The following is a 23,376-nucleotide window of genomic DNA, read 5'->3' on the forward strand; positions in this document are numbered from 1 at the left end:
GTGCTTCCAGGGTATTACGCATCCGTCCGAGGAGGGGGCTCCCATGACGACCGGTACCGGAACCGACTGGCACGCCTGGCAGGAGAGCTGGGACCGGCAGCAGGAGTGGTACATGCCCGACCGGGAGGAGCGCTTCAGGGTCATGCTGGACATGGTCGAGGCGCTCGTGGGGCCCGAGCCCCGGGTGCTCGACCTGGCCTGCGGCACCGGCTCCATCACGGCCCGGCTGCTGGCCCGGCTCCCCGGCGCCACCAGCACCGGCGTCGACCTGGACCCGGCGCTGCTCGCCATCGCCGAGGGCACCTTCGCGGGCGACGAGCGGGCCGCCTTCGTCACCGCCGACCTCAAGGACCCCAACTGGCCGTCGCGGCTGCCGTACGACTCCTACGACGCCGTGCTGACCGCCACGGCCCTGCACTGGCTGCACAGCGAACCCCTCGCGGCCCTCTACGGCCAGGTCGCGGGCCTGGTCCGCGAGGGCGGGGTCTTCATGAACGCGGACCGCATGATCGACGACACGACGCCCCGGATCAACGCGGCCGAGCGGGCGCAGCGGCACGCGCGCATGGAACGCGCCAGGAGCGACGGCGCCCTGGACTGGACCGAGTGGTGGCAGGTCGCCGCCCAGGACCCCGTCCTCGCCGAGCCGACGGCCCGCCGCTTCGAGATCTACGGCGAGCACGCCGACGGCGACACCCCGTCCGCGCAGTGGCACGCGCGCGTACTGCGCGAGAAGGGCTTCGCCGAGGCCCGGCCGGTGTGGTGCTCCCCGTCGGACGCCCTGGTGCTGGCGCTGAAGTAGCGGCCCGCGCGCGAGGGGACGGCACGAAGGGGCGGTACGGGAATCCCGTACCGCCCCTTCGTCATGCCCGGGTCAGAGGACCTTGGACAGGAACGCCTGCGTCCGCTCCTGCTGCGGGTTGGAGAGGACCTCGCGCGGGTCGCCCGACTCGACGACCACGCCGTCGTCCATGAAGACGAGGTTGTCGCCCACCTCGCGGGCGAAGCCCATCTCGTGGGTGACGACGACCATCGTCATGCCGGACTCGGCGAGGTCGCGCATGACGTCGAGGACGTCACCGACCAGCTCCGGGTCCAGGGCCGAGGTCGGCTCGTCGAACAGCATCAGCTTCGGGTCCATCGCCAGCGCGCGGGCGATCGCCACGCGCTGCTGCTGGCCGCCGGAGAGCTGCGAGGGGTAGTTGCCGGCCTTGTCGCCGAGGCCGACCTTCTCCAGCAGCTCCCGCGCCCGCTCCCGGGCCTTGCTCCTGCTGACGCCCTTGACCTGGATCGGCGCCTCCATGACGTTCTCCGCGGCCGTCATGTGCGGGAACAGGTTGAAGCGCTGGAACACCATGCCGATGTCCCGCCGCTGCTGCGCGACCTCGCTGTCCTTGAGCTCGTACAGCTTGTCGCCCTTCTGGCGGTAGCCGACCAGATCGCCGTCGACGTACAGCCGGCCGGCGTTGATCTTCTCCAGGTGGTTGATGCACCGCAGGAAGGTCGACTTGCCGGAGCCGGAGGGGCCGATGAGGCAGAACACCTCGCCGGTCCGCACCTCGAGGTCGATGCCCTTGAGGACCTCGACATGGCCGAAGGACTTGTGGACGCCCTCCGCCTTCACCATGGCCCGGGTGGACGCCGAGTCCTGAGAGGGCTGCTTCGTCACGTCCGTCATGCCGTGACTCCCTTCGGGCGACGCGTGGGCAGAACGGCCGCCTTGATGCGCTGCATGGGCGTCGGGGGCAGAGAGCGGGACGAGCCCCGCGCGTAGTGCCGCTCGATGTAGTACTGGCCGACGCTCAGGATCGAGGTCATGATCAGGTACCAGGCGGCGGCGAGGAAGTACATCTCCACCGTGGAGCCCGCGTTCTGGCCGATGTCCTGCGCCTGCTTGAACAGGTCGGCATACTGCACCGCCGCCACCAGCGACGTGGTCTTCAGCATGTTGATGACCTCGTTGCCCGTGGGGGGCACGATGACGCGCATCGCCTGCGGAATGACGATCCGGCGCAGCGTCTTGGTGTGGCTCATGCCGAGCGCGTGCGACGCCTCGCTCTGGCCCTCGTCGACCGAGAGCAGGCCGGCGCGGCAGATCTCCGCCATGTACGCGGCCTCGTTGAGGCCGAGCCCGAGCAGCGCCGTCAGCAGCGGCGTCATGAAGGACGACCAGTAGTCCTTGTAGATCGGGCCGAGGTTGATGTACTCGAAGACCAGGCCGAGGTTGAACCAGACGAACAGCTGGACCAGGACCGGGGTGCCCCGGAAGAACCAGATGTAGAGCCACGCGATCGACGAGGTCACCGGGTTCTTCGACAGGCGCATGACGGCGAGCAGGATGCCGCCCGCGATGCCGATCACCATGGAGAGCACGGTGAGCAGGAGGGTCTTCCAGACGCCGTCCAAGATGCGGTCGTCGAAGAAGTACTCGGGGATCGCGTCCCAGTTGATGTTGCCTTGCGCGAAGGCGTAGATGATCACGCCGAAGATGGCGAGGGCGAGGGCCGCGGACACGTAGCGCCCCGGGTGCCGGACCGGGATGGCCTTGATGGCCTCCGGTCCGGCTGAGGGCGTCGGGTCGGCGGGACCGTCCGTCTTGTTGACGTCAACAGTCACGGGTGGAGCCTTTCAGAACGTGCGGTGCCGAGACGGATCAGGAGCCGCCATTGATCTTGGCCTCGGTGATCGCGCCGTCCTCGACGCCCCACTTCTTGATGATCTTCTCGTACTCACCGTTGTCGATGATGGCCTGCACGGCGGCCTGGAGCGCGTCACGCAGCTCGGTGTCCTCCTTGGCCACGGCGATGCCGTACGGACCCGCCTCGACCTGGTCGCCGACGATCTCGAAGTACTTGCCCCCGCCCGCGTTCTTCACCGAGTAGGCGGCGATCGGGAAGTCGGCGGAGACGACGTCGGCGCCCTTGGAGCGCATCCGGGTCTCGGCCTCCGGGTTGGTGGCGAAGTCCTCGACCTTGAGTTCCTTCTTGCCGTCGTCCTTGCACTTCTTCGCCTGGTCCTTGGCGAGGTCGTGCGAGAAGGTGTTGCGCTGCACGGCCATGGTCTTGCCGCACAGGTCGTCCCAGGTCTTGATGCCCTGGGAGTCGCCCTTGTTGGTGTAGAGGGAGACACCGGCGGTGAAGTAGTCGACGAAGTCGACACCCTCGCCGACCTTCTTGCCGGTGTCCGAGTCGACGCCCTCCTGGCGGTCCTTCGTGTCGGTCATCGCCGACATGGCGATGTCGTACCGGTTGGAGGCGAGACCACCGATCAGGGTGTCGAACGTGGCGTTCTGGAACTCGAACTTCACGCCGAGCTGCTTGCCCATCGCCGCGGCGATGTCGGGGTCGATCCCGACCACCTTGCCGGAGTCGTCCTTGAACTCCACCGGCGCATACGCGATGTCGGAGCCGACCTTGATGACACCCTTGCCGGCGATGGATGCCGGAAGCTTGTCGGCCAGGGGGGCCGAGCTCTTGGTCTCGGTGTCGCTGCTGTCGTCCTTGGTCTGGTCACCGCAGCCGGTGAGAATCAGGGCGCCTGCGACCGCGATCGAGCCGACCGCTGCCAGCCGGGAGCGCGTGGCGGTCGTACGACGGGTGGTGCGTGCGGTCATGGTGGGTTCCTCCGGCGGATGGGTGGAGTTGCCGATGGGTCGACGAGAGCACACGTCTTCGAGTGTCGCGACCTCGTGTGATTACGGCATCTTGCCATTCGGACTGAGCCATTCAGGGGGCCAGCTATGTCAAAATCGGATAACGGGTTTCCCCCGAACCACACCAGGTCGGTACATCCCGACCGCATCTTCTGCGGGAATCCCTCCTTCCGGCCGGAAGATCTCCCGTCCATCTCATGATGCGGATAGCCGGTCGGCCTCGCCACCGTGGCGCGTGAGCGCGAACCGGGCCCTCGTCAAGCGCGTTGGGCTACTTGTCGGTACGCCACCGCATGATCAATGTCACCGGAATGCGGTGATCGATGATCGTTCTTCGCTCCACCATGTGAGCTTGCACCTATTGGACTCGTCCTCGACGCCGTCCGTCCGGTAAGAAGGTGCTTTACACCCCTCATCCGGGGCTCAGGGCGCGTGTGCGGCGCGCCCGTCGCGTATACGCCCTTACGTGACCGTACGTATCGGTAACTGGGCTGTGCGCGGTGCCCGCCCACCCCTCACCCGGGAGTGGCCACCCTCAAACCATGAATATTTAAGGGGTCAGACAAAGTGGCAGCGGAGATCGTCAATCCTCGCAGCGACAGCGATACGGGTCAGGACGGAGGGGCGGAGCCCCTCGATTCATTCGACCCCGCGTTCGCGCTGCACCGCGGCGGCAAGATGGCTGTGCAAGCCACCGTGCCGATCCGCGACAAGGACGACCTGTCCCTCGCGTACACACCCGGCGTGGCGAAGGTGTGCAGCGCCATCGCCGAGCAGCCGGATCTCGTCCACGACTACACGTGGAAGTCGTCGGTCGTCGCCGTCGTGACGGACGGTACGGCCGTGCTCGGGCTCGGCGACATCGGTCCCGAGGCCTCCCTCCCGGTGATGGAGGGCAAGGCGATCCTGTTCAAGCAGTTCGGCGGCGTGGACGCGGTGCCGATCGCGCTGGCCTGCACCGGCGTCGACGAGATCGTCGAGACCGTGGTGCGCCTCGCGCCCTCCTTCGGTGGCGTCAACCTCGAGGACATCTCGGCGCCGCGGTGCTTCGAGATCGAGCGCAAGCTCCAGGAGCGCCTCGACATCCCGATCTTCCACGACGACCAGCACGGTACGGCGGTCGTGACGCTGGCGGCGCTGCGGAACGCGGCGCGGCTGAGCAGGCGCGAGATCGGGCAGCTGCGGGCGGTCATCTCGGGTGCCGGCGCGGCCGGGGTCGCCATCGCCAAGATGCTGGTCGAGGCCGGCATCGGCGATGTCGCGCTCGCCGACCGCAAGGGCATCATCTCGGCGGATCGTGCGGATCTGACCGATGTGAAGCGCGAGGTCGCCTCCTTCACCAACAAGGCGGGGCTGACCGGCTCGCTGGAGGACGCCCTCGCCGGTGCCGACGTCTTCATCGGCGTCTCCGGCGGTACGGTCGCGGAGTCCGCGGTCGCCTCCATGGCGCCGGGTGCCTTCGTGTTCGCGATGGCCAACCCGAACCCCGAGGTGCACCCCGACGTCGCGCACAAGTACGCGGCGGTCGTGGCGACGGGCCGTTCGGACTTCCCGAACCAGATCAACAACGTCCTGGCGTTCCCCGGCATCTTCGCGGGCGCCCTCCAGGTCCGGGCCTCCCGGATCACCGAGGGCATGAAGATCGCGGCCGCCGAGGCGCTGGCCTCGGTGGTCGGGGACGACCTGGCCGCGGACTATGTGATCCCCTCGCCGTTCGACGAGCGGGTCGCCCCGGCGGTCACGGCGGCGGTCGCCGCCGCCGCCCGTGCGGAGGGCGTGGCCCGGCGCTGAGCTGAGCCGTGGTCGTGACGACCCCGGTCGGGCCGATGCCCGGCCGGGGTCGTTTTTTTACCTTGGCGGTGGTCCGGCCGGGTGGTTCCCGGCCCGCGCCCCCGGATTCGCGGGGCCCCTGCTGGCAAGAGGGCATGTGTCACAGCCGCCCCCGGTTCCCGAGCCGGACCCGCGCGCCTATCGTCAAGGTCATGTTCGCTGTCTACGCCGCCCGAATCGACCGCGACCAGCCGCTCACCGGCCTCGAGTTGGGGGAGCGTCCCGCCCCCGAGGCCCGTCCCGGCTGGAGCGTCGTCCATGTCAAGGCCGCCTCCCTCAACCACCACGACCTCTGGTCCCTGCGCGGCGTGGGCCTCGCAGAGGACAAGCTGCCGATGATCCTCGGCTGTGACGCCGCCGGCGTCGACGAGGACGGCAACGAGGTCGTCCTGCACTCCGTCATCGGCCAGAGCGGCCATGGCGTGGGCCCCAAGGAGCCGCGCTCCATCCTCACCGAGCGCTACCAGGGCACCTTCGCCGACCAGGTCGCCGTGCCGACCTGGAACATCCTCCCCAAGCCGAAGGAGCTCTCCTTCGAGGAGGCCGCCTGTCTGCCCACGGCCTGGCTGACGGCGTACCGGATGCTCTTCACCAACGCGGGCGTCCGCCCCGGCGACTCCGTCCTCGTCCAGGGCGCGGGCGGCGGTGTCGCCACGGCCGCGATCGTCCTCGGCAAGGCGGCGGGGCTGCGCGTCTTCACCACCAGCCGGGACGAGGCCAAGCGCAAGCGGGCGCTGGAGCTCGGCGCCGTGGAGGCCGTGGAGTCGGGGGCGCGGCTGCCGGAGCGGGTCGACGCCGTCATCGAGACCGTGGGCGCCGCGACCTGGTCGCACTCGGTCAAGTCGCTGAAGCCCGGGGGCACGCTGGTCATCTCCGGGGCCACCAGCGGTGACCGGCCCTCGCACGCCGAGCTGACCCGGATCTTCTTCCTGGAGCTGAAGGTCGTCGGCTCCACGATGGGCACCAAGGACGAACTGGAGGACCTCCTGTCCTTCTGCGCCGCCACCGGTGTGCGGCCCGTCATCGACGAGGTGCTGCCGATGGACCGGGCCCGGGAGGGCTTCGAGCGGATGGCGTCGGGGGAGCTGTTCGGCAAGGTCGTGCTCACCAACTCCTGAGCTGGGGCAAGGTATTCGGCAAGGTTTCGGTCAGGCGGGTCCGGTGGTTGCCGGGCCCGCCTTTCTCATGCCTGTCTCCTCGGGTTGTCAACCGAGGTTGACAACCCGAGGAGTGTCAACCTAGATTGACGGCATGAGTGAGGCAACGGATCTCGCCGAGCGCGCGGGCGACCGCGACCCGAGGGTCGGCCTGCGGGCCGTCGCCGCGCTGCGCCGGCTGCTGGAGCAGTTGGAGGCGGTGCAGGTGCGCAATGCGCGCAATCAGGGGTGGTCGTGGCAGGAGATCGCCGCGGAGCTCGGTGTCAGCAGGCAGGCCGTGCACAAGAAGTACGGGAGGCATTGATGTTCGAGCGGTTCACGAAGGACGCCCGGGCGGTCGTGACGGGCGCGGCCGAGCATGCGGAAGGGGCGGGGGCCGGGACGGTGGATGCCGGGCATCTGCTGCTCGCCCTGCTGGACCGGCAGGGCAGCCGCGCCTCCTTCGCGCTGGCCGCGCTGGGGCTCGCGGAGGGCCGGGAGTCGGTACGGGAGGCGCTCGGCGAGGCCCGACGGCGCGCCGGGCTGTCCCAGGCGGAGACCGAGGCCCTCGCGGGACTCGGGATCGACGTCGCGGAGATCGTCGCCCGGGTCGAGGAGGTGCACGGCGTCGGCGCGATGTCCGGCAACCGCAAGGGCAAGGGGTGGTGGTCCGGGCACACTCCCTTCGGCAGGGAAGCCAAGGACACGCTCGTGTCCTCCCTGCGCATCGCGTTGGCCCACCGCGACCGGCACATCGGCGACGAGCACATCCTCCTCGCCCTGACGGCCCGCCCCGGAGTCGCCGCCGAGGTCCTGGCCGACCACGGCGTGACCAACGCGTCCCTGACCCGCGTCCTCTACGGAGAGGACGAGGCCAAGGCCGGGTGACTCCGGCGGCGGCCGGCCCTCACCCCCCGGGTGAGCGGCGCGGGTGGGGTCTAGGCCGGGGCCCTGGGGTGGGCCGGTCGGCCTGTGAGGTGGCGCGGGGCGGAGGCCAAAGCCGGTGCCTACGGGGTGGGACGGTCCGGCGCTGCGGTTGGGCAGGCGAGGGCTGAGGCGGGTGACCGGGGCGTGGGCCGGCTGATGCCCCCTGCGGTGGGGCGGGCGAAGGCGGGCTGGCACGGCGTGGGTCGGCTCACGTCCCCTGCGTGGCGCTGGCGGAGGCCGAGACTGGTGACTCCGGGGTGGGCCGGCTCCCGCCCCTGCGGTGGCGTGGGCGAGGCTGGGGTAGCCATAGCGGGTCGGCTCACGTCCGCTGCGTGGCGCGGGCGGAGGCCAACGCTGGTGGCCGCGGCGTCAGCCGGACTCCCCATGAGGTGGCGTGGGTGAGGCTGACGCCGGGTGTCCCCGGCGTCGGTTCGCTCGCTTCGTGAGGTGCCTTGGCCGCTCAGGTCTTCGGTGTTCGCAGCACCATCCCTATGTGCGCCGCCGCCGTCGACAGATGGCGGCGGGCGTCGCGGAGTTGGTCCGGGGTGACGCCGTGGTCCCGGGCCGCGTCCCGGATGTCGTCGCGGAAGCGGTCCAGGAGGCGGTCCAGATCGCGGGCCGGGTCGCCGGTCGGGTCCTCATGGGCCCAGGCCGGTTCGTACCCGGCGGGGAAGTCCTCCGGGGTGCTGGAGTACTCGGGGGCGGGCCTGGCCTCCGTACCGCCGCGACCGAAGCCGAAGTCCCGGCCGAACCCCTTGCCGTAGTCCTTCCCGAACTCGCCGAACTCCTTGGCCAGTTCGGACAGGCCCTCGCGCACCCCGGTCGGCCAGTCGCCCCGCGCGAAGTGGTCCTGCACACGGTCCTGGACGCGCTGGGCGATGCGCTGCATCTCCTCCTGGGCCTCCTTGGCCTGGCGGCGGGCGCGCTGGGCCTCTTCGCGGGCGCGCCGGCTCTCGTCCTTGGCGCGCCGGGCCTGCTCCTTCCACTCCTGCTTGGCGCGGCGCATCTCCTCCTTGGCGGCCCGCCAGGTCTCCTTGTCGGTGCCCGCGAAGTCGCCGAAGGGGGCGTCCGTCTTGGCGCCGTCGCCCTGCCGGGCCTCGGAGGCCGCCGCCCGCATCTCGCGCCGCAGATCACCGGCAGCGCCGCGCACATCGGCCCGGATCTCGGCGGCGAGCTCCGCGACCGACTCCCGGATCTCCAGCTCCAGATCGGCCAGTTCACCGCTGCGGTCGGCCAGCTCGGCCCGCCCCGCGTCCGTGATGGCGTACACCTTGCGGCCGCCCTCGGTGGTGTGGGTGACCAGGCCCTCGCTCTCCAGCTTCGCCAGGCGGGGGTAGACCGTGCCCGCCGAGGGGGCGTACAGGCCCTGGAAGCGCTCCTCCAGGAGGCGGATCACCTCGTAGCCGTGGCGCGGGGCCTCGTCCAGCAGCTTCAGCAGGTACAGGCGCAGGCGGCCATGGGCGAAGACGGGAGGCATCTCAGAGCACCTTCTTGTCGGTCGTGCCGCCGGCCGGGTCGCCCGGTTCGGCGTCGGTGGGGGCGGTGGTCTCCCGGCCGGAACCGGAATTCTCCCCCGAGGCGGCCGGGGCGCTGTCGGCCGGGGCCTCTTCCCATGCCTCCGCCTCCCAGGGCTCCTCCTCGCGGGGCGGCCTGCGCAGCAGGGCGATGGAACCGGACACCGTGGTCGCCCGCAGCTTGCCGTTGCCCGCGCCCAGCCGGCCGGTGATCTTGTGGGCGCCCCACTGACCCTGCACCCGGAGACCGTCGAAGGCGTTGGAGATGGTGCCGCTCGCGGTGTTGGCCTCGACGTCGGCGTCGGCCGGCTGCGGCAGCCGGATGGCGATCTCGCCGGAGACGCTGGTCAGCCGTACGTCCGTGGGGCCCTCCGGGTCGAGGTCGACGATCATCGAGCCGCTGACCGAGTCCGCCCGCACGGAGGGCCCCGAGCCCTCCACGACCGTCAGATCGCCCGAGACGGAGTTGAAGCGCACATCGCCGGTGACGGCCTGGGCCTCCAGATTCCCGGAGACCGTGTCCGCGCGCACCGGGCCGGAGAGCCCGACCAGGGTGGTGTCGCCGGTGACGCCCTTCACCACCGTGGGACCGCGGACCCCGGAGATCACCGCGCCCGCACCGACCACCCCCACCTCGATCCGGGTGTCGGCGGGCACCGCCAGCGAGACCACGGCACTGCGCCGCCAGCCCTTGCGGTCGAGCCACTTCAGGAAGCCCTTCCAGGGCAGGTCCTCGTAGGCCACCGTGAGAGTGCCGCCCTCCTGGGTGACCAGCAGAGCGGGGCCCTCGATCTCGGAGACCTCCAGGCGGGCGGAACCTTCGTCCGTGCCCACGACATTCACCGTGCCGTTGACGATCCGTACGTGGAGATCTCGCACGGGCTCCTCGAAGGTGAGCTTGCTCGGCTCCGCGACGGACCACTCGGACATGGTGACGACCTCCCCTGACAACGCGCCATATCGCGTCTCTGTCATTCACGATATATCGCGCCCAAGGAAAGTCAAGACACTCTTTTGGGGACGATCGCGACCCCGAAATGTGACGGATCACCAGAAATCGCCCTAGCGTGTGTCCATGTCACCGGATTCCCCTCGCACCGGCCCCGCTGCCGGGGCGCCCGCTTCCGGAGCCCTGCTGCTCTGCCGGGCCGAGCCGGACGCCGTCGCCCCCACCGCCCCGCTGCTGGGCACCCGCATGCCGCTCTGCCCCGCGGGGGAGTGGAGCGTGCTGGTGCCCGACGGGAGGCCCTGGGCGGACGGCGACGAGCCCGTGGACCGTGTGCTGACCGGCTGGGCCACCGCCCTCGCGGTCGCCGCCCCCTGGCCCGTGCTCGCGCTGTGGTGGGACGAGGACCGGGCCGGCTACACCCTCGCGTCCGGCTTCCGCCGCCCCGTCGGATACGTCTGGCTCACCGACGGCACACCGGTCGGCGAGGACGAGGCCATGCGCACCTTCGCCGCCCGCCTCGGCCTCGACCCCGTCCTCGACATGGAGTCCCTGGAACGGCTCACCCGGCCCGACCCCGAAGCCGACGCCCGCGCGCGGCTGCTCGCCCTGCTCGCGGTCCTCACCCGGGCGGGCGTCTCGCTCCCCGCCGGTCTCACCCCCTGTGACCCCGCCGACGGCCTGCACGCGGCGGCCCGCGCCCAGCCGCACATCCGCCCCGACGACCGGCGCGGCCCGCACCGCGGCGTCCGCGCGGAGCTCGACGCGTTCGACGTCGGCCGCCTGGACCCCTGGCTCCCCTGGTCCGGCACCCCCAAGGCCCGCCTGTTCGCGGCGGCCCAGCTCGCCGCGGGCCTGCCGCTCACCGCTCTCGGAGTGCGGCGCCGCAGCGGCGGCTGGACCGCGGCGGGGGCGCTCCTGCTGGCGCACGGCGCGATGGGACTGGCGTACGACGTGACCCGGCCGCGCGACTGACGACGGGGCGCCCTCGGGCACCCCGCTCCTCACCGCCGTCGGACCGCCGCAGGGCCGGAGTAAGGCCGCCGTAGGGCCGGAGTAAGGCCGTCGCAGGGCCCGTTGTTACTCGTCGTCCTCGTCGTCCAGCCGGGCCAGCCAGGTCGCGAGCCGCTCCACCGGCACCTCGAAGTCCGGGTTCAGGTCGACGAACGTGCGCAGCTGCTCGGCGAGCCACGCGAAGGAGACCTCCTCCTCGCCCCGCCGCTTCTCCAGTTCTTCGATGCCTCGGTCGGTGAAGTACATGCCCACCAGGATAAACGGCAGGGCCGCACCCCCGGTCGGGGTGCGGCCCTGCCGGACACGAGGCGGACCTACGCCTCGAACACCTCGCGGACGAGCTGCTCCTGCTCGGCCTGGTGGCGCTTGGCCGAACCCACCGCAGGCGACGAGCCGTGCGGGCGCGAGATGCGCCGCAGCCGCTCGCCGTGCGGGACGTCCGCGCCGACCGCCAGGTCCAGGTGGTCGATGAGGTTCAGGGCGATGAACGGCCACGCGCCCTGGTTCGCCGGCTCCTCCTGGGCCCACAGGTACTTCTCGGCGTTCGGGTACTTGGCGATCTCGGCCTGGAGCTCGGCACCCGGCAGCGGGTACAGGCGCTCGATGCGGATGATCGCCGTGTCCGTGACACCGCGCTTCTGCCGCTCGCCCTCCAGGTCGTAGTAGACCTTGCCGGCGCAGAAGACGACCTTCTTCACCGCGGCCGGGTCGACCGAGGCGTCCCCGATGACCGGGCGGAACTGGCCCGTGGTGAACTCCTCCGCCTTCGACGCCGCGGCCTTCAGACGCAGCATCGACTTCGGGGTGAAGACGATCAGCGGCTTGTGGTGCGGGTTGTGCACCTGCCAGCGCAGGAGGTGGAAGTAGTTCGACGGGGACGTCGGCATCGCGACCGTCATGTTGTCCTGGGCGCACATCTGGAGGAAGCGCTCCGGGCGGGCCGAGGAGTGGTCCGGGCCCTGGCCCTCGTAGCCGTGCGGCAGCAGCAGGGTGACGCCGGAGGTCTGGCCCCACTTCTGCTCGGCGGAGGAGATGAACTCGTCCACGACCGTCTGCGCGCCGTTGACGAAGTCGCCGAACTGCGCCTCCCACATCACCAGGGACTCGGGGCGGGCCAGCGAGTAGCCGTACTCGAAGCCCATCGCCGCGTACTCGGAGAGCAGGGAGTTGTAGACGTTCAGGCGCGCCTGGTCCTCGGAGAGGTACATCAGCGGCGTGAACTCGTCGCCCGTCTCACGGTCGATGATCACCGCGTGCCGCTGGCCGAAGGTGCCGCGCTGGGAGTCCTGGCCGGCGAGGCGGACCGGGACGCCCTCCAGGAGCAGCGAGCCGATCGCGAGGGTCTCGCCCATGCCCCAGTCGATCGTGCCGTCCTCGACCATCGACGCCCGGCGCTGCAGCTGCGGCAGCAGGCGCGGGTGGACGGTGATGCTGTCGGGGATGTTGACCTGGGACTCGGCGATCCGCTTGACGACCTCGGCGCTGACCGCGGTGTTCACCGCGACCGGGAACTCGGCCTGCGGGTCCGACGGCTCGGCCGCGGACGGCTGCGAGGTGGCCTCACGGACCTCCGTGAAGACCTTCTCCAGCTGGCCCTGGTAGTCCTGGAGCGCCTGCTCGGCCTCTTCCAGGGTGATGTCGCCGCGACCGATGAGGGACTCGGTGTACAGCTTGCGCACCGAGCGCTTCTTGTCGATCAGGTCGTACATCAGCGGCTGGGTGAAGGCCGGGTTGTCCGACTCGTTGTGACCGCGCCGGCGGTAGCAGATGAGGTCGATCACCACGTCCTTGTTGAACGCCTGGCGGAACTCGAAGGCCAGGCGGGCAACGCGGACGACCGCCTCGGGGTCGTCGCCGTTCACGTGGAAGATCGGCGCCTCGATCATGCGGGCCACGTCGGTGGCGTACATCGAGGAGCGCGACGACTCGGGAGCCGCGGTGAAGCCGACCTGGTTGTTGATGACGATGTGGACCGTGCCGCCGGTGCGGTAGCCGCGCAGCTGCGACATGTTCAGGGTCTCGGCCACCACGCCCTGGCCCGCGAAGGCCGCGTCGCCGTGCAGCGCCACCGGCAGGACGGTGAAGTCCGTGCCGCCCTTGTTGATGATGTCCTGCTTGGCGCGGGCGACGCCCTCCAGGACCGGGTCGACGGCTTCGAGGTGCGAGGGGTTCGCGACCAGCGACACCTTGATCTGCTCGCCGTCCAGGCCCGTGAAGGTGCCCTCGGCGCCCAGGTGGTACTTCACGTCGCCGGAGCCGTGCATCGACTTCGGGTCGAGGTTGCCCTCGAACTCGCGGAAGATCTGGGCGTACGACTTGCCGACGATGTTCGCCAGCACGTTCAGCCGGCCGCGGTGGGCCATGCCGATGACGACCTCGTCCAGCCGCGACTCCGCCGCGCTGTCGATGACCGCGTCCAGCAGCGGGATGACCGACTCGCCGCCCTCCAGGGAGAAGCGCTTCTGGCCGACGTACTTCGTCTGCAGGAAGGTCTCGAAGGCCTCAGCGGCGTTCAGCCGGCGCAGGATGCGCAGCTGCTCCTCGCGCTCCGGCTTGGTGTGCGCCCGCTCGATGCGGTCCTGGATCCACTTGCGCTGCTTGGGGTCCTGGATGTGCATGAACTCGACGCCGGTGGTGCGGCAGTACGAGTCGCGCAGCACGCCGAGGATGTCGCGCAGCTTCATCAGGGACTTGCCCGCGAAACCGCCGACCGCGAACTCGCGCTCCAGGTCCCACAGGGTGAGGCCGTGCTCGGTGATGTCCAGGTCGGGGTGCTTGCGCTGGCGGTACTCCAGCGGGTCGGTGTCGGCCATGACGTGGCCGCGGACCCGGTAGGAGTGGATCAGCTCGAAGACCCGGGCGGCCTTGGTGACGTCGTCGTCGTGGCTGGCGTCGATGTCCTTGAGCCAGCGGACCGGCTCGTAGGGGATCCGCAGCGCCTCGAAGATGTCGTCGTAGAAGCCGTTCTCACCGAGGAGGAGGTTCGCGACCTGGCGCAGGAACTCGCCGGAGGCGGCGCCCTGGATGACCCGGTGGTCGTAGGTCGACGTGAGCGTCATGACCTTCGAGATGCCGAGCTTGTTCAGGGTGTCCTGGGAGGTGCCCTGGAACTCCGCCGGGTAGTCCATGGAGCCGACGCCCATGATGACCGACTGGCCGGGCATCAGACGCGGGACCGAGTGGACGGTGCCGAGGCCGCCGGGGTTGGTCAGGGAGACCGTGACGCCGGAGAAGTCGTCCATCGTCAGCTTGCCGTCGCGGGCGCGGCGGACGATGTCCTCGTAGGCCTGCCAGAACTCGAAGAAGTTCAGCGTCTCGGCCTTCTTGATCGCCGCGACGACCAGCTGGCGGTCGCCGTTGGGCTTGACCAGGTCGATGGCGAGGCCGAGGTTGACGTGCGCCGGCTTGATCAGCGTCGGCTTGCCGTCCTTCTCACCGAACGCGTAGTTCATCGCCGGCATGGCCTTGATGGCCTGCACCATCGCGTAGCCGATCAGGTGCGTGAAGGAGATCTTCCCGCCCCGGGCCCGCTTGAGGTGGTTGTTGATGACGATGCGGTTGTCGAAGAGCAGCTTCACCGGGACCGCGCGCACGGACGTGGCCGTGGGCAGCTCCAGCGAGGCGTTCATGTTCTTCGCGACCGCGGCGGCCGGGCCGCGCAGCGGCACCAGCTCGGGGCCCTCCGGGGCCGCGGCGGCCGGAGCGGCCTTCGCGGCGGCCGGCTTGGCGGCGGCGGGCTTGGCCGGAGCCGGAGCCGGAGCCGGAGCCTGGGCCGGAGCGGCGGGCGCCGGCGCGGCAGGCGCGGCGGCGGCCGGCTGCGGGGCGGCGGGGGCCGGAGCCGCGGGGGCGGCCGGAGCGGATGCGGCGGGCGCGGCGGCCTCCGGGGCCGCGTTGCTCGCCGGAGCCGGGGCGGCAGGCGCCCCCGGCTTGTAGTCGGCGAAGAAGTCCCACCAGGCTCGGTCTACCGAATTCGGGTCCTGGAGGTACTGCTGATAGATCTCGTCGACGAGCCACTCATTGGGACCGAACGCAGCAGCGGGATTCTTGCCCGCTTGGTCGGTGTCGGTCGAGATGCTCGAGTTACTGGGGGACTGTGGCGACACGGCGGCAACCGCCCTCTTCCGCTTCACAAGGTGATGGACAGCGGGAATAAAGGCTACGCCTCCCCGGCGGGGAAGGTCAGTCCGGGCCCGTTCATCGTCGCGTAAGTCACATTGCAGAGCGTGTTTCGGGCTTGGAAATGGCGGGAAACAAGCGTGGTTCCGCTTGCTCAGGGATGCGTCGATAGCGGCCTGACGCGCCGACAGCGCGGGCCTCTGCCTGATCACACGTGTCCGGCTGCCCGAACGCCCGTGGATCTTGTGGCTCCGGTTCGAACCCTACGTCAACTCGACGCGGAAGGCAGTCCCGGAAGAGTGACAAGAATCCGGCAACCCCGCTCGGATTCAGCCACTCCGATCCGGCCGCCGTGCAGATCCACCGCCCAGCGGGCGATGGCCAGCCCCAGCCCCGTACCGCCGTCGCTGCCCGGACCGTGCGGCGAGGAGACCGCGCCGCGGTTGAACCGCTCGAACACCCGGTGCCACTCCGACTTCGGGATGCCGGGCCCCTCGTCCAGCACCTCCAGCTCCAGCGACTCGGGCCAGTGCCCGCGGCGGGCCTTCACCGTCACGCGCCCGTGCGCGGGGCTGTGCTTGACCGCGTTGTCGATGAGATTCGCCACGACCTGGTGGATGCGCTCGGGGTCCGCGTGCGCGGTCAGCTCCGGCGGGGAGACGTCAAGGTGCAGATGGACGTCCGTACGGGTGTGGCCGCCCGAGCCCGAGGCGATGCCCGCGCGCGTGGAGGCGACCATGTTGGCCTCCTTCAGCACCCCGGACAGATAGGGCCACACCTCGAACCGGCGCTTCTTCAGCGGTACGACGCCGTTGTCGAGGCGGGACAGGTCCATCAGCGTCTCGACCAGGCGGCCGAGGCGCTCCGTCTGCTTCAGCGCGGTGCGCATGGTCTCGGGGTCGGCCTCGGTGACCCCGTCGACGATGTTCTCCAGCACCGCGCGCAGGCCCGCGATGGGGGTGCGCAGCTCGTGCGAGACGTTCGCGACCAGCTCCTTGCGCTGCTGGTCCTGGGCCTCCAGCTCGTCGGCCATGACGTTGATCGTCTGGGCCAGGTCGCCCAGCTCGTCGCGGCGGTTCTCGCGCACCCGGCGGGAGTAGTCGCCGTGCGAGATCGAGCGGGCCACCGTGTTCATCTCGTCCAGCGGCGCGGTGAGCGAGTGCGCCACGAACTGGGTGATGAGCAGGGTGGCGATCATCGAGAAGACCGTGATGAAGCGCAGCTCGGTCTTGGTCTGCACCGCGATCATCGACAGACCGGTGGTGATCAGCACCGAGATGACGACCAGCGCGCCCAGCTTGGTCTTGATCGAGAACGGTCGTACGCCGCCCCAGGGCTCCCTGGGGCCTCTCCGCGCGGCCGGCCCGTCGCTCATGGCGTCGGGGTCTCCAGGGCGTAGCCGACGCCGTGCACGGTGCGGATGCGCTCGGCGCCGATCTTCCGGCGCAGCGCCTTGATGTGGCTGTCGACGGTCCGGGTACCGGAGGCGTCCGCCCAGTCCCACACCTCGGCGAGCAGCTGCTCACGGGAGAGCACCGCGCGCGGGGTGTTCGCCAGGCACACCAGCAGGTCGAACTCGGTGGGCGTCAGGTGGACGTCCTCGCTGCGCACCCGCACCCGGCGCTGCGCGTGGTCGATCTCCAGTTCGCCGAGGCGCAGTATGCCGGTGCGCGGGGTGGAGGCGGCGATCGCGGCCCGCTCCACGCGGCGCAGCAGCACATGGACGCGGGCCGCCAGCTCCCGCATCGAGAACGGCTTGGTCATGTAGTCGTCGGCGCCGACACCGAGGCCGACCAGCATGTCGGTCTCGTCGTCGCGCGCGGTGAGCATCAGCACCGGGACCGGGCGCTGCGCCTGGACGCGACGGCAGACCTCCAGGCCGTCGAAGCCCGGCAGCATGATGTCGAGGATCAGCAGGTCGGGCTGCCAGGCCTCCGCCGTGTCGACGGCCGCGGGCCCGTCGCCGGCGGTCTGCACGAGGAATCCCTCGGCGCGCAGGCGGGCCGCGATGGCGTCCACGATGGTCGCATCGTCCTCGACCACCAGCACCCGGCGCTGTGCGCCGGGTGTCGCCGTCGTGCCGTTGTGGGAGGTGTGTGTCTGCTCCATCGCCCGCCCCTGAAGTTGCTTTCCGGAATCCGTGGGGTGATCCGTTTGTCTGGCACATGCCTGCGCATGCTTGCGATTGACGCTTGAATGATCCGCGCCAGGGCAGCAGCGTACGGGGAGCCACCGCAGCTCGGCTATCCAGGTCCGACGGCGAGGTGCACGACGTCGGGAACGCCCCGGGCAACGGGGATCTCTTCGGTACGCACCTGATTGAACCCGGCATTCCGCAAGGTTTCTTCGAATTCCGGAGAGGGCTGCGCGGACCACACGGCCAGCACTCCGCCGGGGCTCAAAACCCTTGCGCAGCTTGCCAGTCCGGCCACCGAGTACAGGCCCTGGTTGCCCTCCGTGACGGTCCAGCCGGGGCCGTTGTCGATGTCGAGACACAGCGCGTCGAACGTGTCGGATGTCTCATTGACGTAGGCGAGGAGATCCGTTTCGAGGATGTCGGTGCGCGGGTCGCGGAAGGCCTGCCGGGTGAGGTCGCGGAGGGGTCCGGTGCGGTGCCAGTCGATGACGGCGGGCTCGCGTTCGACGACCGCGATCCGCCCCCAGCGCGGATCGGCGGCGGCGTGTGCGAGCGAGAACCCCACGCCGAGACCGCCGATCAGCACGCTCGGCTCCGGTCTGCCGTCGAGGGCGTCCCGTGCCGCGTCGACGAGCAGCCGCTCGGAGCGGCCGTCGGACGTGTCCATGAGGAAGCAGCCGTTGGCGATGATCTGCAGCAGATCGCCGTGCCGCCGCAGCACGACCTCGCCGTGCGGGCCTTCGCGACGGTCCAGGACTTCGGGGATGTCATACGAAGCGGGCATCCGCCCATCTTGGCAGGCCCGGCCGCGCCGTCCCCGCTGTACCCGAGGAATCAGCCGAGGACAGCGGGGTGTTGGACATCGGGAGTGCTCTCCCGCGGGCCCTCGTACCCGTCGCCTCCGGTCCTGAGCGGTGATCGCTCACAGCGAACGGCGGTCGGGGAACATTCAAGCTCTCCCGAGCATTGAGTCGGCATAGCTCAACTTGACTGCCGAAGGGGAGATCATGGGATCGACGTCCGCACCGCTCACCCTGCCCGTGCTGCCGCTCGACGACGAGGTCGTGCTGCCCGGAATGGTGGTCCCGCTGGATCTGAACGACGCCGATGTACGCGCCGCCGTGGAGGCCGCCCAAGCGGCCGCCGGGTCCCAGCCGGGCAAGCCACGGGTGCTGCTGGTTCCACGCATCGACGGCACGTACGCGAGCACCGGTGTGCTCGGCACGGTGGAGCAGGTGGGCCGGCTCGCCGACGGCGACCCGGGCGCCCTGATCCGCGGCCGCGGCCGGGTGCGGATCGGCGCCGGGACCACCGGTCCCGGCGCCGCCCTGTGGGTCGAGGGCACCCGGACCGACGAGAGCGCCCCCGACCCGCTGCCGGGACAGGTCGCCGACCTGGTGAAGGAGTACAAGGCGCTCGCCACAGCCTGGCTGCGCAAGCGCGGCGCCTGGCAGGTCGTGGACCGGGTCCAGGCCATCGACGACGTGTCCGCGCTCGCCGACAACTCCGGGTACTCGCCGTTCCTCACCACCGAACAGAAGGTGGCGCTGCTGGAGACCGCCGACCCGGTCGCCCGCCTCAGGCTCGCCACCCAGCAACTGCGCGACCACCTCGCCGAGCAGGACGTCGCCGAGACCATCGCCAAGGACGTCCAGGAAGGCGTCGACAAGCAGCAGCGCGAGTTCCTGCTGCGCCGCCAGCTGGAGGCCGTGCGCAAGGAACTGCGCGAGCTCAACGGCGAGGCGGAGGGCGAGGAGTCCGACGACTACCGCGCCCGCGTCGAGGCCGCCGACCTGCCGGAGAAGGTCCGCGAGGCGGCCCTGAAGGAGGTCGACAAGCTGGAGCGCTCCAGCGACCAGTCACCCGAGGGCTCCTGGATCCGGACCTGGCTCGACACGGTCCTCGAACTGCCCTGGAACGAACGGACCGAGGACGCCTACGACATCCAGGGCGCGAAGTCCGTCCTGGACGCCGAGCACGCGGGCCTGGAGGACGTGAAGGAACGGATCACCGAGTACCTCGCGGTGCGCAAGCGCCGCAACGACCGGGGACTCGGGGTCGTCGGCGGCCGGCGCGGCGGTGCCGTCCTGGCCCTCGTCGGCCCGCCCGGTGTCGGCAAGACCTCGCTCGGCGAGTCGGTCGCCCACGCCATGGGGCGCAAGTTCGTCCGCGTCGCCCTCGGCGGTGTCCGGGACGAGGCGGAGATCCGCGGCCACCGGCGTACGTACGTCGGCGCGCTGCCCGGCCGGATCGTGCGGGCGATCAAGGAGGCCGGGTCCATGAACCCGGTGGTCCTGCTCGACGAGATCGACAAGGTGGGCTCCGACTTCCGCGGCGACCCGGCCGCGGCGCTGCTGGAGGTCCTGGACCCCGCGCAGAACCACACCTTCCGCGACCACTACCTGGAGGTCGAACTCGACCTCAGCGACGTGGTGTTCCTCGCCACGGCCAACGTCCTGGAGGCCATCCCGGAGGCCCTGCTCGACCGTATGGAGCTGGTCCGCCTCGACGGCTACACCGAGGACGAGAAGGTCGTCATCGCCCGCGACCACCTGCTGCCGCGCCAGCTGGAGCGGGCAGGTCTCGACAAGGACGAGGTGACCCTGGACGAGAGCGCCCTGCGCAGGCTCGCCGGTGAGTACACGCGCGAGGCGGGCGTGCGCACCCTGGAGCGCTCGATCGCGAGGCTGCTCCGCAAGGTTGCGGCCCAGCACGAACTGGGCGAGCGGGAACTGCCGTTCACCGTGACCGACGGCGAGCTGCGCGGACTGATCGGCCGCCCGCACCACGTGCCCGAGTCGGCCCAGGACCCGGCGGAACGCCGTACGGCCGTCCCGGGCGTGGCGACCGGCCTCGCGGTGACCGGCGCCGGCGGTGACGTGCTGTTCGTGGAGGCGTCCCTGGCCGACCCGGAGACGGGCGCGGCGGGGCTGACCCTGACCGGTCAGCTCGGTGACGTGATGAAGGAGAGCGCGCAGATCGCCCTGTCCTTCCTCCGCTCGCACGGCGCCGAGCTCGAACTGCCGGTGGCCGACCTGAAGGACCGGGGTGTGCACATCCACTTCCCGGCGGGCGCGGTGCCGAAGGACGGGCCGAGCGCGGGCATCACGATGACGACGGCGCTCGCCTCGCTGCTGTCGGGCCGGCTGGTCCGCACGGACGTGGCGATGACGGGCGAGGTGTCCCTGACGGGGCGGGTGCTGCCGATCGGCGGAGTGAAGCAGAAGCTGTTGGCCGCGCACCGGGCGGGCGTCACGACCGTGATCATCCCGAAGCGCAACGAGCCGGACCTGGACGACGTCCCCGCCGAGGTCCTCGACAAGCTCGACGTGCACGCCGTGACGGACGTACGGCAGGTGCTCGACCTGGCCCTGTCCCCGGCCACGGCGGAAGCGCGGCCGGAGGTTCCGGCGGCGGCGTGACGGACGCTGCCGGACGAAGGCGAAGGCCCGGCTCCCGAGAGGGAGGCCCGGGCCTTCGTCGCGCGCTCAGCCGTGGGCCAGCGCCTGGACCCGGTCCAGCGCGCCGTTGAACCGGTTGTGGTCGCCGACCGTCGGGCCGGTCGAGGTGTACTGCCACATGGTGTGGTGGCTCCAGCCGGCCGGCAGCGTGCCCACCGTGGAGGCGTACCGCGCGATCCACAGCGGGTTGCTGGTGCCGAAGCCGGCGTAGTTCCCCGTGCACTGCGTCCACCAGCTCGTCGCCGTGTAGATGACCGCGTCCCGGCCGGTGCGCGCCTTGTACTGGTTCAGGAAGCCGCGGATCCAGGTGACCATGGCGCTCCGGGTCTTGCCGTAGCAGGCCGCGCCGTACGGGTTCCACTCGATGTCGAGGGCACCGGGGAGCGTCCTGCCGTCGCGGGACCAGCCGCCGCCGTGGTCCACGAAGTAGTCGGCCTGCGTTGCGCCGGACGAGGTGTCCGGGGTGGCGAAGTGGTAGGCGCCGCGGATCATGCCCACGGCGTACGAGCCCTTGTACTGCTGTGCGAAGTAGGGATTCGTGTAGTACGTGCCTTCCGTGGCCTTCGCATAGGCCCACTTCACCCCGCTGCTCCAGAGGGTCGGCCAGGCCACGTCGCCCTGATGGGAGGAGACGTCGACGCCTTCCGTCCGGGCGGCGCGGGTGTCCCGGGGCAGGCCGTGGACCCCGTCGTGGACCGGGACGCCCATGCCCATGTGGGCGGAGCCCCGGGCGGGGGTGTCGGTACCGGCCGGGGAGGCGGGCCCCGCCGAGGCGGGGGCGGCGAACGCGAGGGACAGCGCGGTGGGCAGGAGGGCCGTGAGGCAGCGGCGGAGCAGTCCGGGTCTGTGCACACGCACAGCCTGCCTCCGAAGGCTCGGCGGCGCTCGGCGGGGAGACCCGGGGTGGCATGGCGTTGGCCCGCTGTTGGTCCGCCGTCGGACGATGCACAGGGGCGGGGGTCCGCCGCTGGTCCATGCCTGGGAAATACTGACGGAGCTGCGGCGATGACGGCACGTGACGGAAACTTTCAGAACTGGGAAACCGAGGCAGGGGCTGACGTGCGCGAAGACGGAAACGGCGACGGACGTCGAGTCGGATCCGGGGTGTCCGCGGAGCTGCCCGGGCGTGGCGTGGACCAGCCCGAGTTCCTGTCGCTGGAGCGGGAGTTGACCGTCCTGCTGCGGCGGGCGCGGGCCAGTCAGGGGGAGATGGCCCGCGAGGTCCATCCGGACCTGGAGTCGGCGGCGTACGGGCTGCTGATCCGCCTGGACGAGTGCGGGCAGCAGCGGGCGACGGAGCTCGCCGCGTACATCGGCGTCGGCAAGGCCACCATGTCCCGCCAGCTGCGCGCCCTGGAGGACCTCGGCCTGGTCGCCCGCGAGCCCGACCCGGCCGACGGACGGGCCTGGCTGGTCCACCTCACGGAGGAGGGCCGCCGCCGGGTGAGCAAGGTACGCACCGCCCGCCGGGCCCGCTACGCCCGCCGCCTCTCCGGCTGGGACCCGAGGGAGGTCGCGGAACTGGCCCGCCTGCTCAACCAGCTGAACGAGGAGATGGAAGGCCAGGGCTGACGCCCCCGGACACCGGCCGGCAGCCGGACCGAGGACGCGCACCGGCGGATCAGAACTCCACGAACACCACCGTCGCGTCGTCGTGGGTCTTGCCGCGCCGGAGGAATGCCCGGTCGGCGTCGGCCAGTTCCAGCGCGCGGACCTGGTCGACGAGGGACTGGGCGCCTTCCTTGCGGACGACGTCGAAGAGGTCGGACCACTCCCCGGCGGCGAAGGTGTCCACCCAGCGGGTCGCCCCGTCGGTGAGGGCGGCCAGGGCGCGTACCTCGGCGCGGGGGAGGCTTCCGGTCACCGCCCGGGACGCCACCGAGGGATCGGCCGCGGCCGTGAAGAAGCCGCCCTCCTTGTTGCGCAGGCCCGCGTCGATCATCTCGTCCGTGGCCAGGGCGGACCGGGGCAGGAGGGAGAGGCGGTCGTCGAGGTACGGGGTGAGGGTGCCGTCCGGCGACTCCACCAGCAGGGCCGAGTCCGAGAGGATCAGGTACTCGACGGTCTCCGGTGACCAGCGGGCCATGACGACGGTTGCCTGGGGCGTGCGTGGGTGAGAAAGGTCACACGTTCCCCGGTGCGCCTCGGCGGTACGCGCGAGAGCGAGCGACAGGGCCTCGGCGAGGGGAACATCCGGGAGCGAAACGGTCAGTTCGGTCAGTGCCCCGCCGAGCCGCGCGGTGAACCAGGGAACGGAATGCAGACAGCCCGTGGCGCCCCTCGGCGGAGTCACCCCGTCGAGGACCACCACCGCGCCGCCCTGCCCGGAGGCGGGCAGTCCGACGCTTGCGAAGTCCTCGTTGGGGCGGGCGGCATCACCGGGCTCCGACACAAGTTCAGTACGCATCCGGCCAGTCTGCACGAGCCCTTCACACCGTTCGCCAAAGGCTGGCAACTATCGCGCAATTCGCGCCCGCACGCAGGTCAGGCGCCAGATTTGGGAGGGAATGATTCACTCCGCGCAGACGTGGTGGCGAATCCTGCCACCGCCCGCCGCGGACGTCCAACCGGCCCGCCGGGCAAGGCCGTCGCAAGCGCCACGGGAACTTGCCCGCCAACTCCCCTCCGGGGTTCACTCCTTCG

The 23,376-nt window shown here is 70.8% G+C and carries 20 protein-coding genes; 8 read left to right on the forward strand and 12 right to left on the reverse strand.

Annotated features, from left to right (window positions below):
- Nucleotides 1–43: 43 nt before the first annotated feature.
- Nucleotides 44–802, forward strand: coding sequence for a trans-aconitate 2-methyltransferase (locus tag M8H82_RS19715; RefSeq protein WP_250075881.1), 759 nt, complete (start codon nt 44–46; stop codon nt 800–802).
- Nucleotides 803–874: 72 nt separating this feature from the next.
- On the opposite strand, the gene M8H82_RS19720 is transcribed toward M8H82_RS19715, so the two are convergent.
- Genes M8H82_RS19720 through M8H82_RS19730 form a run of 3 tightly spaced genes read right to left on the reverse strand, consistent with a single transcriptional unit; the run spans nt 875 to nt 3,613 of the window.
- Entirely contained in the window at nt 875–1,627 is a 753-nt protein-coding gene (locus tag M8H82_RS19720) for an amino acid ABC transporter ATP-binding protein (protein ID WP_250076151.1), read from the reverse strand.
- Nucleotides 1,628–1,674: 47 nt separating this feature from the next.
- A complete protein-coding gene (locus M8H82_RS19725; RefSeq protein WP_250075882.1) occupies nt 1,675–2,616 on the reverse strand; it encodes an amino acid ABC transporter permease in 942 nt (313 codons plus the stop codon).
- Nucleotides 2,617–2,653: 37 nt separating this feature from the next.
- A complete protein-coding gene (locus M8H82_RS19730) occupies nt 2,654–3,613 on the reverse strand; it encodes an ABC transporter substrate-binding protein (protein WP_250075883.1) in 960 nt (319 codons plus the stop codon).
- A gap of 606 nt (nt 3,614–4,219) precedes the next feature.
- On the opposite strand from M8H82_RS19730, the gene M8H82_RS19735 reads away from it, so the two are divergent.
- The 4 genes from M8H82_RS19735 (at nt 4,220) to M8H82_RS19750 (ending at nt 7,506) form a co-directional block, all read left to right on the forward strand.
- Nucleotides 4,220–5,443, forward strand: coding sequence for an NADP-dependent malic enzyme (locus M8H82_RS19735; RefSeq protein WP_250075884.1), 1,224 nt, complete (start codon nt 4,220–4,222; stop codon nt 5,441–5,443).
- Between the two features lie 191 nt (nt 5,444–5,634).
- Nucleotides 5,635–6,600, forward strand: coding sequence for a zinc-binding dehydrogenase (locus tag M8H82_RS19740; protein ID WP_250075885.1), 966 nt, complete (start codon nt 5,635–5,637; stop codon nt 6,598–6,600).
- 133 nt (nt 6,601–6,733) lie between these two features.
- Nucleotides 6,734–6,943 (forward strand): HTH domain-containing protein, encoded by a 210-nt coding sequence (locus M8H82_RS19745; RefSeq protein WP_250075886.1) that lies wholly within the window; start codon nt 6,734–6,736, stop codon nt 6,941–6,943.
- Nucleotides 6,943–7,506, forward strand: coding sequence for a Clp protease N-terminal domain-containing protein (locus tag M8H82_RS19750; protein ID WP_250075888.1), 564 nt, complete (start codon nt 6,943–6,945; stop codon nt 7,504–7,506). Before M8H82_RS19745 ends, M8H82_RS19750 begins: the two co-directional genes overlap by 1 nt.
- A 499-nt stretch (nt 7,507–8,005) precedes the next feature.
- Here the strand turns inward: M8H82_RS19750 and M8H82_RS19755 are convergent, their stop codons facing one another.
- On the reverse strand, nt 8,006–9,022 hold the full coding sequence (locus M8H82_RS19755) for a PadR family transcriptional regulator (protein WP_250075890.1): 1,017 nt from the start codon (nt 9,020–9,022) through the stop codon (nt 8,006–8,008).
- Between the two features lies 1 nt (nt 9,023).
- Nucleotides 9,024–9,989: a DUF4097 family beta strand repeat-containing protein gene (locus M8H82_RS19760; RefSeq protein WP_250075892.1), complete on the reverse strand. Its 966-nt coding sequence runs from the start codon at nt 9,987–9,989 to the stop codon at nt 9,024–9,026.
- Nucleotides 9,990–10,134: 145 nt separating this feature from the next.
- Between M8H82_RS19760 and M8H82_RS19765 the strand changes: the two genes are divergently transcribed.
- Complete coding sequence (locus M8H82_RS19765; RefSeq protein WP_250075894.1) at nt 10,135–10,980, forward strand: hypothetical protein; 846 nt, start codon at nt 10,135–10,137, stop codon at nt 10,978–10,980.
- Between the two features lie 105 nt (nt 10,981–11,085).
- On the opposite strand, the gene M8H82_RS19770 is transcribed toward M8H82_RS19765, so the two are convergent.
- The 5 genes from M8H82_RS19770 to M8H82_RS19790 all read right to left on the reverse strand — a co-directional run bounded on the left by M8H82_RS19770 (nt 11,086) and on the right by M8H82_RS19790 (nt 18,056).
- Nucleotides 11,086–11,265 carry a DUF6104 family protein gene (locus M8H82_RS19770; protein ID WP_250075896.1) on the reverse strand — a complete coding sequence of 60 codons (180 nt, stop codon included), beginning with the start codon at nt 11,263–11,265 and terminating at the stop codon, nt 11,086–11,088.
- A 68-nt stretch (nt 11,266–11,333) separates the two neighbouring features.
- Complete coding sequence (locus tag M8H82_RS19775) at nt 11,334–15,122, reverse strand: multifunctional oxoglutarate decarboxylase/oxoglutarate dehydrogenase thiamine pyrophosphate-binding subunit/dihydrolipoyllysine-residue succinyltransferase subunit (protein WP_250075898.1); 3,789 nt, start codon at nt 15,120–15,122, stop codon at nt 11,334–11,336.
- Between the two features lie 281 nt (nt 15,123–15,403).
- On the reverse strand, nt 15,404–16,510 hold the full coding sequence (locus M8H82_RS19780; protein ID WP_250075900.1) for a cell wall metabolism sensor histidine kinase WalK: 1,107 nt from the start codon (nt 16,508–16,510) through the stop codon (nt 15,404–15,406).
- On the reverse strand, nt 16,507–17,244 hold the full coding sequence (locus tag M8H82_RS19785) for a response regulator transcription factor (RefSeq protein ID WP_250075902.1): 738 nt from the start codon (nt 17,242–17,244) through the stop codon (nt 16,507–16,509). The genes M8H82_RS19780 and M8H82_RS19785 overlap by 4 nt, the downstream gene beginning before the upstream one ends.
- 134 nt (nt 17,245–17,378) lie before the next feature.
- Nucleotides 17,379–18,056 (reverse strand): spermidine synthase, encoded by a 678-nt coding sequence (locus tag M8H82_RS19790; protein WP_250075904.1) that lies wholly within the window; start codon nt 18,054–18,056, stop codon nt 17,379–17,381.
- 223 nt (nt 18,057–18,279) lie between these two features.
- Between M8H82_RS19790 and lon the strand changes: the two genes are divergently transcribed.
- A complete protein-coding gene (gene lon / locus M8H82_RS19795; protein ID WP_250075906.1) occupies nt 18,280–20,694 on the forward strand; it encodes an endopeptidase La in 2,415 nt (804 codons plus the stop codon).
- Nucleotides 20,695–20,760: 66 nt separating this feature from the next.
- Here the strand turns inward: lon and M8H82_RS19800 are convergent, their stop codons facing one another.
- The gene (locus M8H82_RS19800) at nt 20,761–21,591 is read right to left on the reverse strand and encodes a lysozyme (protein WP_250075908.1); all 831 of its coding nucleotides are present in this window, start codon (nt 21,589–21,591) and stop codon (nt 20,761–20,763) included.
- A gap of 201 nt (nt 21,592–21,792) precedes the next feature.
- On the opposite strand from M8H82_RS19800, the gene M8H82_RS19805 reads away from it, so the two are divergent.
- Nucleotides 21,793–22,305 (forward strand): MarR family transcriptional regulator, encoded by a 513-nt coding sequence (locus tag M8H82_RS19805; protein WP_250075910.1) that lies wholly within the window; start codon nt 21,793–21,795, stop codon nt 22,303–22,305.
- 49 nt (nt 22,306–22,354) lie between these two features.
- Here the strand turns inward: M8H82_RS19805 and M8H82_RS19810 are convergent, their stop codons facing one another.
- Nucleotides 22,355–23,140, reverse strand: a complete 786-nt coding sequence (locus M8H82_RS19810) for a protein phosphatase 2C domain-containing protein (RefSeq protein ID WP_250075912.1) — start codon at nt 23,138–23,140, stop codon at nt 22,355–22,357.
- Between the last annotated feature and the right edge of the window lie 236 nt (nt 23,141–23,376).

The organism is Streptomyces sp. YS415, assembly GCF_023544665.1.
Taxonomy (GTDB): domain Bacteria; phylum Actinomycetota; class Actinomycetes; order Streptomycetales; family Streptomycetaceae; genus Streptomyces.

Coding starts and splice junctions, on each gene's coding strand:
- M8H82_RS19715 (WP_250075881.1), top strand. CDS start 44: ATGACGACCGGTACCGGAACCGACTGGCACGCCTGGCAGGAGAGCTGG.
- M8H82_RS19720 (WP_250076151.1), bottom strand. CDS start 1,627: ATGGTGAAGGCGGAGGGCGTCCACAAGTCCTTCGGCCATGTCGAGGTC.
- M8H82_RS19730 (WP_250075883.1), bottom strand. CDS start 3,613: ATGACCGCACGCACCACCCGTCGTACGACCGCCACGCGCTCCCGGCTG.
- M8H82_RS19740 (WP_250075885.1), top strand. CDS start 5,635: ATGTTCGCTGTCTACGCCGCCCGAATCGACCGCGACCAGCCGCTCACC.
- M8H82_RS19745 (WP_250075886.1), top strand. CDS start 6,734: ATGAGTGAGGCAACGGATCTCGCCGAGCGCGCGGGCGACCGCGACCCG.
- M8H82_RS19750 (WP_250075888.1), top strand. CDS start 6,943: ATGTTCGAGCGGTTCACGAAGGACGCCCGGGCGGTCGTGACGGGCGCG.
- M8H82_RS19755 (WP_250075890.1), bottom strand. CDS start 9,022: ATGCCTCCCGTCTTCGCCCATGGCCGCCTGCGCCTGTACCTGCTGAAG.
- M8H82_RS19760 (WP_250075892.1), bottom strand. CDS start 9,989: ATGTCCGAGTGGTCCGTCGCGGAGCCGAGCAAGCTCACCTTCGAGGAG.
- M8H82_RS19765 (WP_250075894.1), top strand. CDS start 10,135: ATGTCACCGGATTCCCCTCGCACCGGCCCCGCTGCCGGGGCGCCCGCT.
- M8H82_RS19770 (WP_250075896.1), bottom strand. CDS start 11,265: ATGTACTTCACCGACCGAGGCATCGAAGAACTGGAGAAGCGGCGGGGC.
- M8H82_RS19780 (WP_250075900.1), bottom strand. CDS start 16,510: ATGAGCGACGGGCCGGCCGCGCGGAGAGGCCCCAGGGAGCCCTGGGGC.
- M8H82_RS19785 (WP_250075902.1), bottom strand. CDS start 17,244: ATGGAGCAGACACACACCTCCCACAACGGCACGACGGCGACACCCGGC.
- M8H82_RS19790 (WP_250075904.1), bottom strand. CDS start 18,056: ATGCCCGCTTCGTATGACATCCCCGAAGTCCTGGACCGTCGCGAAGGC.
- lon (WP_250075906.1), top strand. CDS start 18,280: ATGGGATCGACGTCCGCACCGCTCACCCTGCCCGTGCTGCCGCTCGAC.
- M8H82_RS19810 (WP_250075912.1), bottom strand. CDS start 23,140: ATGCGTACTGAACTTGTGTCGGAGCCCGGTGATGCCGCCCGCCCCAAC.